General features: G+C 45.2%; 16 protein-coding genes. 5 read left to right on the top strand and 11 right to left on the bottom strand.

What is annotated here, in order from left to right; genetic code table 11:
• Positions 1-40 precede the first annotated feature (40 nt).
• The gene (gene comER, locus MHI45_RS10870) at positions 41-892 is read left to right on the top strand and encodes a late competence protein ComER (RefSeq protein ID WP_038595512.1); all 852 of its coding nucleotides are present in this window, start codon (positions 41-43) and stop codon (positions 890-892) included.
• Between the two features lie 128 nt (positions 893-1,020).
• Here comER and leuS read toward each other — a convergent pair whose 3' ends face one another.
• From leuS to MHI45_RS10900, 6 genes are all read right to left on the bottom strand, one after another.
• Positions 1,021-3,471 carry a leucine--tRNA ligase gene (gene leuS / locus MHI45_RS10875; RefSeq protein WP_340896909.1) on the bottom strand — a complete coding sequence of 817 codons (2,451 nt, stop codon included), beginning with the start codon at positions 3,469-3,471 and terminating at the stop codon, positions 1,021-1,023.
• 730 nt (positions 3,472-4,201) lie between these two features.
• Positions 4,202-5,269: an AI-2E family transporter gene (locus tag MHI45_RS10880; protein WP_076109133.1), complete on the bottom strand. Its 1,068-nt coding sequence runs from the start codon at positions 5,267-5,269 to the stop codon at positions 4,202-4,204.
• Between the two features lie 193 nt (positions 5,270-5,462).
• Complete coding sequence (locus tag MHI45_RS10885) at positions 5,463-5,672, bottom strand: hypothetical protein (protein ID WP_042179559.1); 210 nt, start codon at positions 5,670-5,672, stop codon at positions 5,463-5,465.
• Between the two features lie 14 nt (positions 5,673-5,686).
• Entirely contained in the window at positions 5,687-6,208 is a 522-nt protein-coding gene (locus tag MHI45_RS10890) for a PRC-barrel domain-containing protein (RefSeq protein WP_038595530.1), read from the bottom strand.
• A gap of 62 nt (positions 6,209-6,270) precedes the next feature.
• Complete coding sequence (locus MHI45_RS10895; protein ID WP_340896908.1) at positions 6,271-7,422, bottom strand: cysteine desulfurase family protein; 1,152 nt, start codon at positions 7,420-7,422, stop codon at positions 6,271-6,273.
• Between the two features lie 147 nt (positions 7,423-7,569).
• Complete coding sequence (locus MHI45_RS10900; RefSeq protein ID WP_340896907.1) at positions 7,570-8,049, bottom strand: DUF523 domain-containing protein; 480 nt, start codon at positions 8,047-8,049, stop codon at positions 7,570-7,572.
• A 139-nt stretch (positions 8,050-8,188) separates the two neighbouring features.
• Here MHI45_RS10900 and MHI45_RS10905 point away from each other — a divergent pair, with 139 nt between their 5' ends.
• Positions 8,189-8,857, top strand: a complete 669-nt coding sequence (locus MHI45_RS10905; RefSeq protein ID WP_340896906.1) for an SOS response-associated peptidase — start codon at positions 8,189-8,191, stop codon at positions 8,855-8,857.
• A gap of 121 nt (positions 8,858-8,978) precedes the next feature.
• On the opposite strand, the gene MHI45_RS10910 is transcribed toward MHI45_RS10905, so the two are convergent.
• A complete protein-coding gene (locus MHI45_RS10910; RefSeq protein ID WP_218642507.1) occupies positions 8,979-9,083 on the bottom strand; it encodes a YjcZ family sporulation protein in 105 nt (34 codons plus the stop codon).
• A gap of 204 nt (positions 9,084-9,287) precedes the next feature.
• Here MHI45_RS10910 and MHI45_RS10915 point away from each other — a divergent pair, with 204 nt between their 5' ends.
• From MHI45_RS10915 to MHI45_RS10925, 3 genes are all read left to right on the top strand, one after another.
• Entirely contained in the window at positions 9,288-10,103 is an 816-nt protein-coding gene (locus MHI45_RS10915) for a DUF2935 domain-containing protein (protein ID WP_076109137.1), read from the top strand.
• A 293-nt stretch (positions 10,104-10,396) separates the two neighbouring features.
• Positions 10,397-10,777, top strand: a complete 381-nt coding sequence (locus MHI45_RS10920) for a hypothetical protein (RefSeq protein ID WP_340896905.1) — start codon at positions 10,397-10,399, stop codon at positions 10,775-10,777.
• Positions 10,778-11,134: 357 nt separating this feature from the next.
• A complete protein-coding gene (locus tag MHI45_RS10925) occupies positions 11,135-11,431 on the top strand; it encodes a hypothetical protein (RefSeq protein WP_340896904.1) in 297 nt (98 codons plus the stop codon).
• 15 nt (positions 11,432-11,446) lie between these two features.
• On the opposite strand, the gene MHI45_RS10930 is transcribed toward MHI45_RS10925, so the two are convergent.
• From MHI45_RS10930 to MHI45_RS10945, 4 genes are all read right to left on the bottom strand, one after another.
• Entirely contained in the window at positions 11,447-12,133 is a 687-nt protein-coding gene (locus tag MHI45_RS10930) for a hypothetical protein (protein WP_340896903.1), read from the bottom strand.
• A gap of 776 nt (positions 12,134-12,909) precedes the next feature.
• Positions 12,910-13,959, bottom strand: a complete 1,050-nt coding sequence (locus MHI45_RS10935; protein ID WP_340896902.1) for a hypothetical protein — start codon at positions 13,957-13,959, stop codon at positions 12,910-12,912.
• Between the two features lie 443 nt (positions 13,960-14,402).
• On the bottom strand, positions 14,403-14,564 hold the full coding sequence (locus MHI45_RS10940) for a hypothetical protein (protein WP_179091676.1): 162 nt from the start codon (positions 14,562-14,564) through the stop codon (positions 14,403-14,405).
• Positions 14,565-14,858: 294 nt separating this feature from the next.
• On the bottom strand, positions 14,859-15,377 hold the full coding sequence (locus MHI45_RS10945; RefSeq protein ID WP_076109142.1) for a hypothetical protein: 519 nt from the start codon (positions 15,375-15,377) through the stop codon (positions 14,859-14,861).
• Between the last annotated feature and the right edge of the window lie 925 nt (positions 15,378-16,302).

Here is a 16,302-nt window from a genome sequence, read left to right on the forward strand (position 1 = left end):
CTGCAAGCCCAGCAACTCAGGGAAAGGAGGTAACCACAGAATGAAAGTGGGATTTATCGGAACAGGCAGCATGGGCAGTCTGCTCATCGACGCCTTTCTTTCTTCAGGAGCACTTGATGCATGTGACGTGCTGGCCAGCAACCGCAGTTCAACCCGGCTGATTCAGCTTCAGAAGGACCACCCTGGCATCACCATATGCGGCAGCAACAGGGACACCGCGACTGGCAGCGACATTGTATTTTTATGTGTCAAACCTTTGGAATTCAAAACGCTGACGGATGAAATCGCACCCTGTCTGAATAGCGAGCAGATTGTCGTATCCATTACCAGTCCCGTCCAGCTGTATCATCTGGAATCGGTTCTGCCGTCCAAAATAGCCAAGGTCATCCCCAGCATCACCCACAGTGTCAAAAGCGGAACTTCACTATGCATTTTCGGCAGCAGAATTAATAAAAAAGACAGGCTGTTGCTCCTGAGGCTGCTGTCTTTCATAAGTGTTCCGGCGGAAATCCTGGAGAGCCATACCCGAATTGCTTCGGATTTCTCCAGCTGCGGTCCTGCATTTATCAGCTATTTCATCGAACGCTGGATCGCCGCAGCGGTGGAAGCCACAGGCATTGAAGAAGCCTTGGTCAGCCGTCTGGCCGGGGAAATGCTGCTAGGGACAGGCAAGCTGCTGACAGAAGCAGACTTCACCCCGCAGGAGCTGCAGGAACGTGTCGCTGTCCGCGGAGGCATTACAGCAGAAGCCTTGAATCATCTGCGCAGCAGTCTGGAGGGCGTATTCGAGCGGCTGATTACCACAACGCATGACAAATACGATGAGGATGTCGACAGGCTTAATTCACTCTTCGGCCGGGATGGTATTGTGCAAGGCCCTTTGGATCGCTAGAAGCCTGAACGGTTTGAGAAAAAAGCGGGCCACCGAGCTGCATTGGAACACCCATGAATTTTGAATCCTTAACAAAAAACCCGCAGCACGGAATACTCCGTAGCTGCGGGTAAAAATGCGTTCTTCGCTTAACCCACTACAATATTTACAAGCTTTCCGGGAACCGCAATGATCTTGCGTACGGTTTTGCCCTCTACAGCCGCCTTCACACCAGGAAGAGCCAGTGCATGGTTCTGCATGTCTTCCTGCCCCATATCCTGCGGGATCTGTGCACGCCCCACAATCTTGCCGTTAACCTGTACAACGATCTCCACTTCTGCATCCACCGTCAAAGCTTCATCATAAGCTGGCCATGATACATAGCTGATGCTGCCTTCGTGGCCCAGCAGCTGCCAGAGCTCCTCGGAAATATGCGGTGCCAGCGGCGACAGCATTTGTACGAAATGCTCTGCCGATTCACGGGACAAGCTGTCCTGCTTATAGGCATCGTTGATGAAGATCATCAGCTGGCTGATCGCCGTATTGAAGCGCAGATTCTCGAAGTCCTCGGTAACCTTCTTCAGTGTCTTGTGCCAGGTGCGTTTGAACTCGTCTGTACCGCCATCCTCGGAAATCTTGGCACTGAGGCTGCCGTCCTCGTTCACGAACAGGCGCCATACGCGGGAGAGGAAGCGGTGAATGCCTTCCACACCTTTTTCATTCCAAGGCTTGGTTGCTTCCAGCGGCCCCATGAACATTTCATAGACACGGAGTGTATCTGCGCCAAAAGCTTCCACAATTTCATCCGGGTTGATGACATTGCCGCGTGATTTGCTCATTTTTTCATTGTTGTTGCCCAGGATCATGCCCTGGTTCACCAGCTTGTGGAACGGTTCCTTGGTATCCACTACACCGATATCATACAATACTTTATGCCAGAAACGGGCGTACAGCAGGTGAAGCACTGCATGTTCAGCTCCGCCAATGTACAGATCAACCGGCAGCCATTCCTTTTGCTTCTCCGGCGAACACAGCTCCTTGTCATTATGCGGATCAATATAGCGCAGGTAATACCAGCAGCTGCCGGCCCATTGTGGCATTGTGTTCGTCTCGCGGCGGGCTTTCATCCCGGTTTCCGGATCAACGGTTTCCACCCACTCAGTGACATTGGCCAGCGGGGATTCGCCCGTACCCGAAGGTTTGATCGCGTCCACATCAGGCAGCACCAGCGGCAGCTGATCCACAGGAACAGTCTTCATCGTGCCATCTTCCAAATGAAGAATCGGAATCGGCTCGCCCCAGTAGCGCTGGCGGCTGAACAGCCAGTCACGCAGGCGGTAGGTTACCTTGCCTTGGCCGCTGCCCTTTTCCTCCAGCCAGGCAATCATCTTCACGATGGCTTCGCTGTTATCCAGACCGTTCAGGAAATCGGAATTCACATGCGGGCCATCACCGCCATAGGCTTCTTCTTCCACATTACCGCCCTGTACTACTTCGACGATGTTCAAGCCAAATTGCTTGGCGAATTCCCAGTCGCGGGTATCATGTCCCGGAACCGCCATAATAGCTCCGGTTCCGTAACCGGCCAGCACATAATCGGCGATCCAGATCGGCACCTGTGCTCCGTTGACCGGGTTAATAGCGTAAGCGCCGGTGAATACACCGCTCTTCTCCTTGGCCAAATCCGTACGCTCCAGATCGCTCTTGCGGGCAGCTTTGTCGCGGTATTCCGCGACCGCAGCACGCTGAGCTTCTGTCGTGATGGCATCTACCAGTTTATGCTCTGGTGCCAGTACACAGTAGCTTGCGCCGAACAAGGTATCCGGACGGGTTGTGAACACAGTCAATGCTGCGTCATGTCCATCAATCGCGAAATTGACTTCCGCTCCGGTTGATTTGCCGATCCAGTTGCGCTGCATATCCTTGATGCTTTCTTCCCAATCCAGCTCTTCCAAATCCTCCAGCAGGCGTTCGGCGTATTCTGTAATTTTCAGAATCCACTGGCGCATCGGTCTGCGGACGACGGGATGACCGCCGCGCTCGCTTTTGCCGTCGATAACCTCTTCGTTGGCCAGCACCGTACCCAAAGCTTCGCACCAGTTCACCGATACCTCAGCTACATATGCCAGGCCGCGGTTGTACAACTGGATGAAGATCCATTGTGTCCATTTGTAATAGCCCGGATCGGTTGTGCTGATCTCGCGGTCCCAGTCATAGGAGAAGCCCAGCGATTTGATCTGGCGGCGGAAATTGTCAATGTTCTTGAAAGTGATGTCACGCGGATGTTGTCCGGTATCCATCGCATACTGCTCTGCCGGAAGTCCAAAGGCATCCCAGCCCATTGGATGCAGCACGTTATAACCGCGCATCCGCTTGTAGCGGGAGACAATATCCGTCGCCGTGTAACCTTCCGGGTGGCCTACGTGCAGTCCTGCGCCTGACGGATACGGAAACATATCCAGGGCGTAAAATTTCGGTTTACTTGAATCCTCACCTGTCTTAAACGTTTTGTTCTCATCCCAGAACTTCTGCCATTTGGGTTCAATGCTCTGGGCGCGGTAGCCGGCCCCAGTTGGGGTGCTCACTTTGTTTTCGCTCATCTTATGCTCCTCCTTGGAGTGTTGCTTACTTAGTTAAACCTGCTGTTCTTAAAAGAATTCAGGGAATAAAACTCCGCTGCAAAAAGGTTTTGGGCTTCCGCCCGCTGTTATACTCGGATTTCTGATCTCACACTAAGCGGTTGAAATCCGAGTATAAAGGCGGCCACTGACGTTGCTCCAGCTCCAAAATTTTTCTCCGTTCCGTTTCCCTGTAACTCTTAAAAATCCCATCTGTTTTGCCTGACGGGCAGCAAAGTCCAAGAACCAGCTCAAGACTCGCTGCGCCGCTGGGAGATATCTGCCTTCGATCGTCTCAGGCAGACTTGTTGTTTACCGGGGCATAAGCCCAACTCCGCAAAAAAACCTCCCATCCCTAGCGTATGATCGCTAGGGACGAGAGGTTTGAATTCCCGTGGTACCACCCTAGTTAGCGGCTGAACATGCTTTATTCTGCCACTCACTTTGACACCCTTTAACGGAGGTGAGGCGACGACGGTTCACACACTGGCCTTTCGCAGCATCTGCCCTGCGAAACCTGCGGCTTGCGCCGTTACTCGGAGGTGAGTTCATTCCGTTCCGTTAACCGGCTTGCACCAATGCACCGGCTCTCTGCTATAACGTCGCGTGAGTTAATACTCCTCTTCATCGAACTGCTATTCATCACAACATAATCGTAATATTACACAACATTATAACCAAAAGCTCTGAATATAGTCAATGGTTTTACTGATTACACCGGCTTTCGCTTAATATAATAAGCCATTAAGTGCTGAATTACGACTTTTCCGGCCGCAAAACACGGCACCGCCAGAATAAGCCCAATCATTCCGGCCACCTCTCCGCCGACCAGCAGAGCAAAAATAATCAGCAGCGGATGCAGATGCAGTCTCCGTCCGACCACCTGGGGCGAGATTACATTGCTCTCCAGCATCTGGCATAGCGTATTAACTACTGCCACCAGCAGGACAAGGCGCAGGGACAGGGTTGAGGCCATCACAATGGCCGGAGCCGCCCCCAGGAACGGGCCCATGTACGGAACGATGTTGAACACAGCGACTACACAGGCAAACAGCAGCGCGTAAGGCATCCCGATGATGGCATAACCGATATATGCCAGCACGCCGATAATAATACAGACGAGGAACTGTCCGCGGATATAGTTGCCCAGCGCTTCATCAATATCCTTGAGCAGCTTCACAATCGATTTGCGGCGCGAGCGGGGCAGGCAGGAAACCACGGTCCGCTCAAACACATCAAAGTCCTTGAGAATGTAGAACACGAGAAACGGAACGATAAATGCATTGAACAGCACACCTATCGTTGTCCCGATATTGTCGAGAAAATGTGATATTCCTTTAGCCAGACGTTCCTCCAGCTGAAAAAACCAATTGTTCATCCCCATCTCAACACCGGGCGGGATCAGCCGGGAATTCATATTCTTCATGAGACCTTGCGCATGCAGTGTCATCTCCGGGAGATGTTCGTTCAGCTCCTCAAGCTGCTCGATAAACATCGGTATAAGATTGATGGCAATGACTGCAATTGAAGTCAGGAATACGGCGTAGATGAGAAGAACGGCAACGCTGCGCGGCATCTTCCGTCCCGCCAGCATACTGACCACCGGATTCAGTACATAAGAAATGATCATGGCCGCCAGAAACGGCGCAAGAATCGCTTTTAGAAACTGGAATATCCCCTGCAGCATCGGACGAAGTTGCCACACAAAATACAAAATGATCAGGGTAAGCAGCACTCCGATCATCCAGCGGAACCATTTACTTTGGGACCATTGCTCCATGAGTGCACCCCCTAGCGGTATTACTGGACTGGCTTCGTAAATAAGTATATGTATGCCTGCCGCAAAATAACCGCTGAACGTAAAGCGCAACAAAAAAAGCGCCAATAACCCTCAGCAAAATTGACGCTGAAAGGAAACTGACGCTTGTTTTTAAGCATATGTACCCGCTGCTAGCCAGTGCGAGGACTTATAATCAGGAGGATGCATGGATTTGGGGGAAATCCTGGGCGATTTCTTCCCCGGAGAACAGATCGTCAAGCGAACTGAGCGTGCCGTCTTCTTCAACCTGATAAACCGACATTTTCTCGCCGTTAACCGTAAGTTCGATGAAACAGCCCCAGCAATAGAACTGGTGGGAACCGATCTTGCCGATATCCTTGGAGTTGCAGTTTGGACACTTCATATAATACATTCCACCTATCCGTTAACAATATTAATGGCTTTTTGGAGCCGTTCTTCGCTCATCGCGGGAACCAGTACGGAATCCTCCCCAATGGACATTTCTTCAGAACAAGGCAGCCATTTGCGGCCTTCGATCAAATCAGTTACAAGCCCGTCACTGATTTCCAGCGCTACTATTGTGTTTCCCAACTTCTGGTCAAAATAAACATCGGATATTCGTCCAAGTATCGTTCCGGATGCAGTCAGTACCTGCAAATCCTTCAATTTCTTCTTTCCTAAAAGAAAAGTATATGGTATATGGTCAGTGTCGGCCTTTAATATCGACTCTTTACTGCGAATCATGACAGCATCTTCGCCATAAGCGACAATATCTTCCCATGCCACAACTTTCACATGACTGGAAAAAAAAGATTTGCTTTCCAGTTCAATACCCGTAATATTCCAGTTTGAATCTAGTACAACATCGACAATTTTGCCGATTTCATTACCTTCTTCAACTTCATATACAGCCAGGCCGATCATATCTTGAAGTTTCATGGCTGCTTTAGTCCCCTCGCTTTGAGTGTACTACCGAAACGGATACGAGACCGAAAAAAATCCTAGTCTACACTACGCAACCGTCTCAGGATGGTTTCAACTTTTTCTGCAACAAGCTTTATTTCTTCATTAGTATTACCCAAACCTGTGCTAAAACGAATCGCCGAGTCCAAAACTTCTTCCGGAAGATTCATCGCTTGCAGAACATGCGAAACCTCCAGTGAACCAGAGGTGCAGGCTGAGCCGCTGGCAGCAGCAATCCGCTCCATATCCAGGTTCATCAGCATCACATCGGTCCGGGCTCCCGGAAAACTTACATTCAGAATTCCCGGCAAAAAATGCTGCTCGTTTCCGTTAACCACATAGTTCTGCCGCCCGATACGGCTGTCCAGCTCCTGCAGCAGCACATTCCGGAGCTCAAGCGCTTTATCCTGGCGCCCGGGAAGCCCCTGAACCGCCAATTCCACCGCTTTGGCAAAACCTGCTGTGCTCGCAAGACTCTCCGTTCCCGCCCGTCTGCCGCGCTCCTGGAGTCCTCCGTGCTGTCTGGAATGCAGCGGTGCACCGCGCCGTACGTACAGTCCACCGATGCCCTGCGGGCCGTTTATTTTATGAGCGGAAAAGCTCATATAATCAACGGGAAGCTCGCGAAGTGTGATAGGAAGCATCCCGAGAGCCTGTACAGCATCGACGTGTAACAAAATGCCCCGTTCGGCAGCGAGACGGCCAATCTCTTCTATAGGTTCTACTGTTCCTACCTCATTATTCGCGAACATCACACTGATCAATACCGTATCATCTCGCAAAGCGGCTGCCACATCTGAAAGCGAGACGAGGCCTGTCGAATCAACCGGAAGATAGGTAACATCATAGCCCTGCTTCTCCAGTTCCTCGCACGTATGTTGAACGGCATGATGCTCAATTGCTGTGGTGATGATATGTTTGCCCTTCTCCGTGGTAGCAGCTGCAGCTCCAAACAGCGCCAGATTATCGCTCTCCGTGCCTCCGCTGGTGAATACCCATTCGTCGGGAGCACAGCCTAAAAAGCCCGCGATGGTATCGCGTGCCCCGTTCACAATCTTTTTGGCGGAACGTCCGAACGTGTGCACACTGGACGCATTGCCGTATTGTTCAAGCAGCATATTGTACATAACCTTGGCCACCTCCGGATGAACCGGGGTTGAGGCGGCGTGGTCCAAATAGATGGGTTTCATGACTAAATTCTCCGCTTCTTGAAATTCAGGATTTTCTTACAGGACTACTCGATTATACTGCTGAATGTCGCCTTTTACCACCTGAGAATAAACACAATATTGTAAAAACCTTTAGGGGTCTGTTAGTGGGAATTCCCGCTAAGCCACTCACTTTCCAGCACATTCCAAAGCTTCCAGCCGAGCGGAGAGCTGCTGCTCAGAAATCACCTCAATACCGTTTCTTCTCAGCAGAGCGGACGTTACACCTTGCCCGGGAATTTTCACACCGGCAAATTGTCCGTTATAGATCATCGTACTGCCGCAAGAAGGGCTGTTTTCTTTGAGTACTACGGTGGTGGCTCCGATCTCCCGGGCTTTCTCCAGCGTTTCATAGGCCCCTTTGAGGTACATTTCGGTTACATCATTTCCTGACCGGTCCATTACCCTGGCCGTCCCCTCCAGCACATCCTCCCCGCCGCCGCCGATAATTTCCGCCGGTTCCCTCGGTGTCGAGAATCCGCCAAGCAATTCTGGACATACAGCAACTGCCTTGTTGTTATCCAACAGTTTTTGAAGGCTTGTATCGAGACAATCCGTGCCGTTGTATCTTACTTTCATTCCTGCGAGACAGGAGCTTACGATAATCATCCGGAATCCTCTCCTTCGTTTCGCTATCATCCGTTTCTTCATTTATAATAATATGAAATACTCCGAGCATAGCATGAGGGCTACAGCACTGTAAACAATCTCAGACCACATCATAAATGAACCGGGAGGATAAATCAGCATGTGCGGAAGATACACCATTACCGTAACCATGGATGAGTTGATGCTGCGTTATTTTACGAATGACACCACCATTGTCCACTATGCCCCAAAATATAACGTGGCCCCGATGCAGTATATCCCGGCAGTTATTCATAATGGCAAGCATAATAAGCTTGGGGAATTACGCTGGGGGCTGGTCCCGTCCTGGGCCAAGGATGACAAAAGCGGCAGCAAAATGATCAATGCCCGTGCAGAATCCCTTCTGGAAAAAGCATCCTTCAAAAACCTGGTGAGCTCGCGCCGCTGCGTGATTCCTGCGGACGGCTTCTACGACTGGAATCCGCAGGAAGGCGGCAAACAGCCGCTGAGGATTACGCTGCGTGACGGGAAGCTTTTTTCCATGGCCGGCTTGTACGATATTTGGATGGATCAGAGCGGCAATAAGCTCAGCAGCTGCACAATTATTACTACAGAATCCAACAGCCTGATGGCTGAGATTCATGACCGCATGCCGGTTATCCTCACCTCTGAAGCCGAGACAGCGTGGCTTGACCGGCACAATCATGACGTCCCCACTCTGATGAAGCTATTGCGGCCTTATGATGCAGAGCATATGCGGGCTTATCCCGTCTCACCCGCAGTGGGCAACGTCCGCAACGACTATAAGGAGTTAATTAAAGAAGCATAGCGAAGAATCGCAGCAATGACCGGATCAAGGGCTTTTGGGGTTTAAAAATTTCAATCGCAAGCAAAAAATCCGCCAGCATGAGTGCTGGCGGAGACTATATTAGAGTAAAGCGGTTTAAAGCTTACAGCAGGATTGTCTTAGAGATAATTACCAACAATATAAACAACACGAGTATAGCACCCGTAGAAGTCCACGCTCCACCGTATCCACCGACATTTTCACTCATAACGATTCCTCCTTAAAAATAGAATACAGTTTAGGGTATGCAGGCATAATCTCTTTGCTTGGGCAATCAGTAAACTTCCGATAACAACATTAAAATTCATGTTCTCATCCTCAATACCAAGCTGTGTCCATCCTCTATAAATAATTAGGCATCCACCCAAGCTTAACCAGCATAAGGTCTATAAAGATGTTAAGGAGGGATATTATGTCTAACATGTTTGTCGCCCGGTCACTGGAAGAGGTCAGCTTTTGGTCAAGAATTATGAAAGAACATTCCTTGTTTCTAGGATTGGGGTTCCGGGCGGAAGATACTATTCTGATTAAAGAAGCCAACCACTTTTACCGGATTTTCGAAGACATTGAGAGACGGGTGCATGCTTTCTCCCTTGATGCAGATCCTGCAACGATTCAACAATTTAATCAGGAGGTCCATACGGCAGTATGTCACATTTGGGCGTTCAAAAGAAAAGTCCTTGGCTTGATTCTATCTTGTAAGCTCCCTGGACAAACGAATTTCCCACTTTTAGTGGATCATGTAAGTAGAGAAGCCAATTATTTTAGAAATCGGCTGGAAGAGCTAAACCAAGGCAAATTAGAGCCATTATATGATGCTATTATTGATGAAAATGTATTTTTCTTAAGAATTATGGCCGACCACGCCAAATTTATAGGTCATCTATTAGATCCTTCAGAACGGAAACTTGTCGAGCAGGCCCGAGAATTCAGTCAAGATTTTGATCAATTATTATTTCAGGCTAGAGATATTGAATCCATGAGACCTCAATCGCAAACCGGTCCAATCTTAACCCAATTTCTTGATCAGAATAGAGTATCAGTGAAATCACTAAGGGATTTTAAGAAAACAGCCCGGGATTTAATCGAACAATGCAGAATTAAAAGCATCATACACCCGCTGCTTGCGGATCACGTTTTCCGTGAAGCAGAGAGATTCTTGGAGATTATTGATATGTTCGAAAACTCTTTAACCGGGAAAGGGAATGCACCAATGATCCATCATTAGCTCTTTCTTGGTACCAAGTTCTTCGGGCTTCAATAGAGCTTTAAATTTCTTTACATACATCAGGGGCTTGCTGACAGTTAATGTTCCCGATTTCCGACAATCACCATCCTCCCATTCATTAAACAAAACGTCCTGCTGACCGTCACGGTAGCAGGGCTTTACTATGACTATGCTATAAAGAGGCATCATAATTATATCATTCTAAAATCAATAGAAATAAATACTCTAATCTCCCAAACATCGCAGGAACTAAAAGAATAAATATATATAAAATCAAGAAAGGGGGCATTACGTTGCCTACAGTGCTAAATTATAATAGAGGCCTTATATCTAATTTTGCCGGTTCTGCTTCGCTTCCTGCTAATAGCATTATACTGCTGATTGAATTTGGGATCTTTGTCAATCAGGCATCGAACTTCTTGGAAGTTTCAACTTCTGTCGGCGTTCTTACAGACAGTGAATCTGGTGCACTCGTTACCATTAATGTGAATATGGACAGTAATCCTATTGGAACCACTGGAACTATTTTTATTAACCCAAGCAATTCTGTTATTACCTACAACATTGTCCTTACAGATGTAAGTATTGGACATCATGTTATCCAAATACTCGCAGATTCTGGTGGTTACAGTCTTAATGGTCTGACTACAGCACAAGCTACCGTTTATGGTTGAACATATGGAAAAGGCTGGTTAACCCTCAGACGTCTCAACTTTGCCTGAATGTCATGCAGATTACCTTCTCTGCCTCCTTAGCGATGCTTTACATTGGATATTTTTGGAACGGATTCCGTGTAAAAACGTATCTTTATCGTCCAGGTTACAAGGAGGCTATTTCATGATTTTGTTTAAGATTGTCCCTATTTTTTTTTATAATAGCCGGTGCATTCTACACGGTATTCCCGAAAGTAGGCTGGGAATTGAGAAGATTCAGCCGCGGAACCCCCAGCCCTATGACACTTCTTTTCATCAGGGTTGTTGGTGTTTTTTGTATGATTATTGGTTTCGCTTTATTCAATTCATTCCAGGAGTTTGGCCCATAATGGCCGTTGCCCCGTATTTAATCCCTATAGATATATAGATGGAGAAAATACGCAACATGATCCAGAGATAGGTTCATCGGAGACAAAAGCCGGTTCGGGTCCAGTGAAGTTTGCGATTGATAAACACGACAACAACAAAGGGCAATTCATCAAGCGTACTGATTTTGTAATCTTTGAAAAGATCCTAACCTTTGAAGTAAGTGAGTACACAGCAGCAAAACAAACAAAAATAAACCCGTCAGAAGCCCGGCGGGATTATTTTTGCATGCTTCTAAATTCTGTTTAAAAGCTATGGCAAATCTTAATTCCTTTCAAGCGTTGACAGTGAAACCATTACCCATGGAGCAAATTTATTCGATAGTTCACCCTTAGGATTGTGTATCCGGAAAAGAAAAGCTTCCCCCGCTTGATTCTTCCACACCATATAATCCTCTATTCCCTTATCACCAGTAGCCTGCAGATATAAATCTGCAAAACCCAGAGGATGCTCAAACAGTTCCCCGCTATGATCGTTAGCCTTACCCATTGCAGAAAGCTCAGTTTGTCCCTGTTGCTTCAGAGCGGTAAGATCGTAACCGGATGGCAAGTGTTCAATCTCGGCATAATAGGTGGGGTCCTCAGTGAGTGATAAACGGCCAGACTGTTCATCGAATGTGAAATCCTCAAAGACATACAGGGAATATCCATCACCTTGCTCAAGTGTACCTTCTTGCCCTGAGACCCCTCCCTCCTGTTCACCAAATGCCTGGGTCTTCGGACGTTTGGATGTCTGAGGATCAGTAGCGTCCGGACTGGCGGACTCCTGCGCCTCCGTGGCTGCGGGAGTAGCAGAAGGTTCAGGAGTGGCTGTAGCTTCAATAACAGGCATAGTCGCTGCACTTGACGCTGTAGGCTCTGCCTCGTTTAATGTTTCATTGTTACTGCATGCACCGAGAATTGAGGCGGACAGAAGAATGCTGGTAACTGTAGCAATCAATGTTTTATTCATTATATACCTCCTCATCTGAATAATAGTTATTACCCAAATGTCCAACATTCTCGCACCACTTAAGGTTGACGGATTATTTAATGCAGGCTCTAAACTCAGATAATTCACGCATAAACCAACTGACGGCAATTTTGATTGTCTCTGGGAGAATCCCCCTCCACCAGCCCGCCATAATCCCTTAGGTGGCCAATTGGGTCCTGATCTTCCCGGTACCAGACTGACACCTTGGATTGCTTGGTTCTAATCTAATTGGGCCTTATCCGAAATCACAAGGAAAAATGTAGCCAGTGGGCCACAAAGCAAGGAAAGCAAAAACCAGTTTAGTCCACTCCTATTTTTCCCTTGCGCCAGTCCTGCATTAATTAGAGCCAGCGTCCCCCAACCCGCAAAATATCCATTATCCATCACGCACGCAACCTTTCGTCGTAATTTAAAGGGAATTTCAAACTAAATAATTTCAATATATTTCATTTGGAACATTATGTATATGCACTCTGTATCCTTGGTAAGGAAAACTTTCCTTACGGCAAAGAAATACCCCGCCAATGCTGGCAGGGTACAGTAGTTCCAACTCAGTATTTAATAATTATTTATCAACATTTCTTTTTAGAAAGGATTTAATCCCATCATATATGACTACTAATCCAATAACGTTTGTTTGTATTATATGCGATGATTGGATTTTTAATTAATGGAAAAGCCTCCAGAATAATCCCTGGGGCTCTATATAATGACACTAGACTTGCTCTACCACTCGCTCGTTCCGATCCGCTTAATTAGGATGTTGGAAAGGAAAAACTTCGTCCATTAACACGGATGTAGGGAAACTCACTAGAAGAAACTTCAATATTATTTTTATCAAAAAGATATATCCTCTGTCCCTCAATTAAAATTTTTCCAATCGGGTCTTCTTCCTGCGAATAAGCATATACAAGCATGCCCGATGTTTTATCATCGATGTATAGTGTGGTATCTATGAAGATTAAAGTGTCTTCAATTTTCCCAACGGGCACAACTTTCCGCTCGACATGTGGATTTTTAAATTTCTCAGTCATAAATGAATGCACATCTTCTGAAATTTTACTTAACTCAATAAACTCCTCTTTCTCCAAGTCAATAAAACCTATCTTTTTATTTTTATAAATATAAAGTTTATTTTCATCAAGAATCGAGTCGCTTGGAGAAATCGTATTATCGCCGGAAGGTAATTTATCAATTGAAAAACTCTTCACTTCATATTCATCTTTATTGAGATCGTAATCTAAGAGTATTATTTCACTTTCTTGCTTATCCTGGTAAAAAGCTGAAAACACCAATCGAATGATCTTTCCATTTTTTAACGTTTCCCCATTTGCTAGGAAGACGCTTTTATTTTTAAAATTGTCATTATTTTTCAAGTCAACTTTATATTCTTTATTATTAAAATTCAGGATATATTCAAACTTCTCATCAGAAATTTCACCTAAGCAAGTGAAATCATTAAAAAAATAAGACTGTTCAGTCCCTGTGGAAATAATGTCACCTTGCTCCAATTTATAGTTTACGTCGACTTTGTCGAGTATATTTACATTTTTTTGTAAAATTAACGTTTTTCCGTACCAAACTAGAGGTTCTCCGAGTCCTGAAGTAAATGTATACATACCTTTGTCTAAATTTATCTTGGACTGATTGATATCCCAGGATCCTAAAATCGCTTCCTTCTTAACAGAGTCATTTTGTTGATACACCAGCATCGGTATTTTTATGATCTTTGAATTTTCAAAACTGCAAGAAGTAAGAATAGATGTAATTATAAATATCATCGCTGACATTTTTTTCAGACCCATTGAAACCATCCTTCACACTTAAAATAATAAGATTAGGCATTTGCTTAAAACTAACTAACAAATACCTAATCTTATTTCACTCACTTATCCCAAATTTAATTTGCTGCATAAAAGTCAAACGACGATGAACCAAAGTTTGCAAAAGAAGCATTTAACCTATCATTTGTATGCGCACAATACAGCAAATTGATTGTATCATTTTTCACAACCATCATCACATGAGAGTAATCAGTAGAGGATATGCCCCCCCCTGCTCCTGTTGTGGTTTTGGTAGCTTTCCTAAAATATCCTTTATCAACCATATATTCCTGTAAACCAAAAATTGGTGCCAGACGGAGACCGTCACCTATAACATCGCAGCAACCATGAAGTCTGCATCGCTCTTTAGGACTTTGTATGTATTATTCAAACTCATACTCCTAACAACAAAATAATGTGCAATTTCATTCTTTAACGAGTCGCTTTCCAATTAATTTCTTCGCCTCATCTTCTGAGATATTTGATGAAAATCCAATATGATTCAGTTTCGTTTTTCCAGTGCCATAATTTATCATTTCAAATGATTTCACAAGCACTGCCTGTGCATTATCTTCTTTATTAAGCAAAGTGTCTCCGATTCTTAAAACGGACTCTCTTTGAATAATCTCCCCTGCAATTACATATCCTCCCCAGTAATTTTGAATACATCTTTAACTTCGACTTCAAACATAATTTAACTCCCCTTATGTAGAAATACCCCGCCAACTGGCAGGGTTGAGTATATAAAATTTGGAACATTTTGTATTTTTACTATATTTGGACCAAATCAGGAATGTTGCGGGGTCCAGTGTTCTCAGAGTTCACCTTATAAAAAGCAAGTCATCCACCTCAAGGGTAGATGACTTGTTTTAACGCACCTTTTAGAACTGTCTAGCACTTACATCAACATCAAGTGGATATCCTAATAAACTATATATGTAGACCTCATAATTTCCATCCAGACCATTACCTAACATATCCGTAAAAGAGATTGTTTTCTGTGAGCCAACAGCAATTGCTTGATTAGTGAACTCAACTCCATTTCGCCACACTTGAAATTGAACCGATTGGCCATTGTTATTCATCATCCAGATGTTCAGGTTAACTCCATCATCCGGTTCACAAGTGAATGAATCATTAAAAGCTCCACCCTTTTGATTCACACGGACTATCTTTACGGCCTCTTTCCCTCTTGCAAGTTCTGGTACTTTAACCCCATCCCCCACCAAAATCTTCGTTCCTGTTCCTGGTTCTTCGTAAATGTAATTGTTAAAACTGTAACTTTTTGCAGAGGAAACCTCAGATACTGAAGATTTTTGCAGCGATGGTGAATCTACAAGGCCTGTTATCGGAGTAAAAAGTAATGATGCAGCGACACCTAATCCTAAAAGTTTAATCAAATTAACAACCTCCCAGATATTTTTTTTGGATTACATTGGAATTATACCATTAATTAGGTTATTAATGAAATAGTATCTATTTACTATAAATAACGACTTTATTTCCCGCGATCAAACATAAAAATGGTATTTTTTATCGCATTGTGCTTTAAAATAGATTGTATATATAATAAACAACAATGTTAGCTTCCACTCAAGTCTGCTCTAAATTTAAATCGCTGCCGGATAAATCTTAAGTGATACAGAGTGTATCCCTCAACGATGCCGCCATAATCCATCAAGTGACCGATTGGATCCAGATCTTCCCGGTACCAAACAGATAGATACTTTCGACTGCACCAGAGAAGCGGCTAGGAAGCCTGAATTGCTTTTCAAGGCTTTGTATGAAGTTTCCAAGCCCTTACTCCTGTTTATTAGAAGAACAAGTGGAATGATATTTATTTTTTATATCAGTATTTCTGTATGGAACTTATTATCTTGCGCAGCAATTTATGGATCGAATATCACAACATGGGTCCTGAGATATTTAATGCAATGCTAGATTCTGTTGGCAGTTCGCTCAAAAACCTTAGTAAACTTTCTTTGTTGGCAGGGATCGCCTTTTTGGTGTGGGCAGAAATCGAGGAGTATTATAAAACTCATAATAAGAACAACAATATAAAAAATGCAGAGCCATTCAAGATATGATTTTGAAAACTTACAAGTCAATTATATTTAATTTGGAACATTATGTATATTCACTTCCATCGGTAAGGAAAACACTTCCTGAATGCAAAGAAATACCCCGCCATTAATGGCAGGGTGCAGTCTTTAATTTCCAAGAGTAGCAGCCTGATTATCTAATAGAACAAGCCCGCATCGGCCCTAAAAGTAATTCAAAGTAACTGAGCTTATTTATCTGCATGTAACTATGGGCGAATAACTA

The organism is Paenibacillus sp. FSL H3-0321, assembly GCF_038002865.1.
Taxonomy (GTDB): Bacteria; Bacillota; Bacilli; order Paenibacillales; family Paenibacillaceae; genus Paenibacillus_AQ.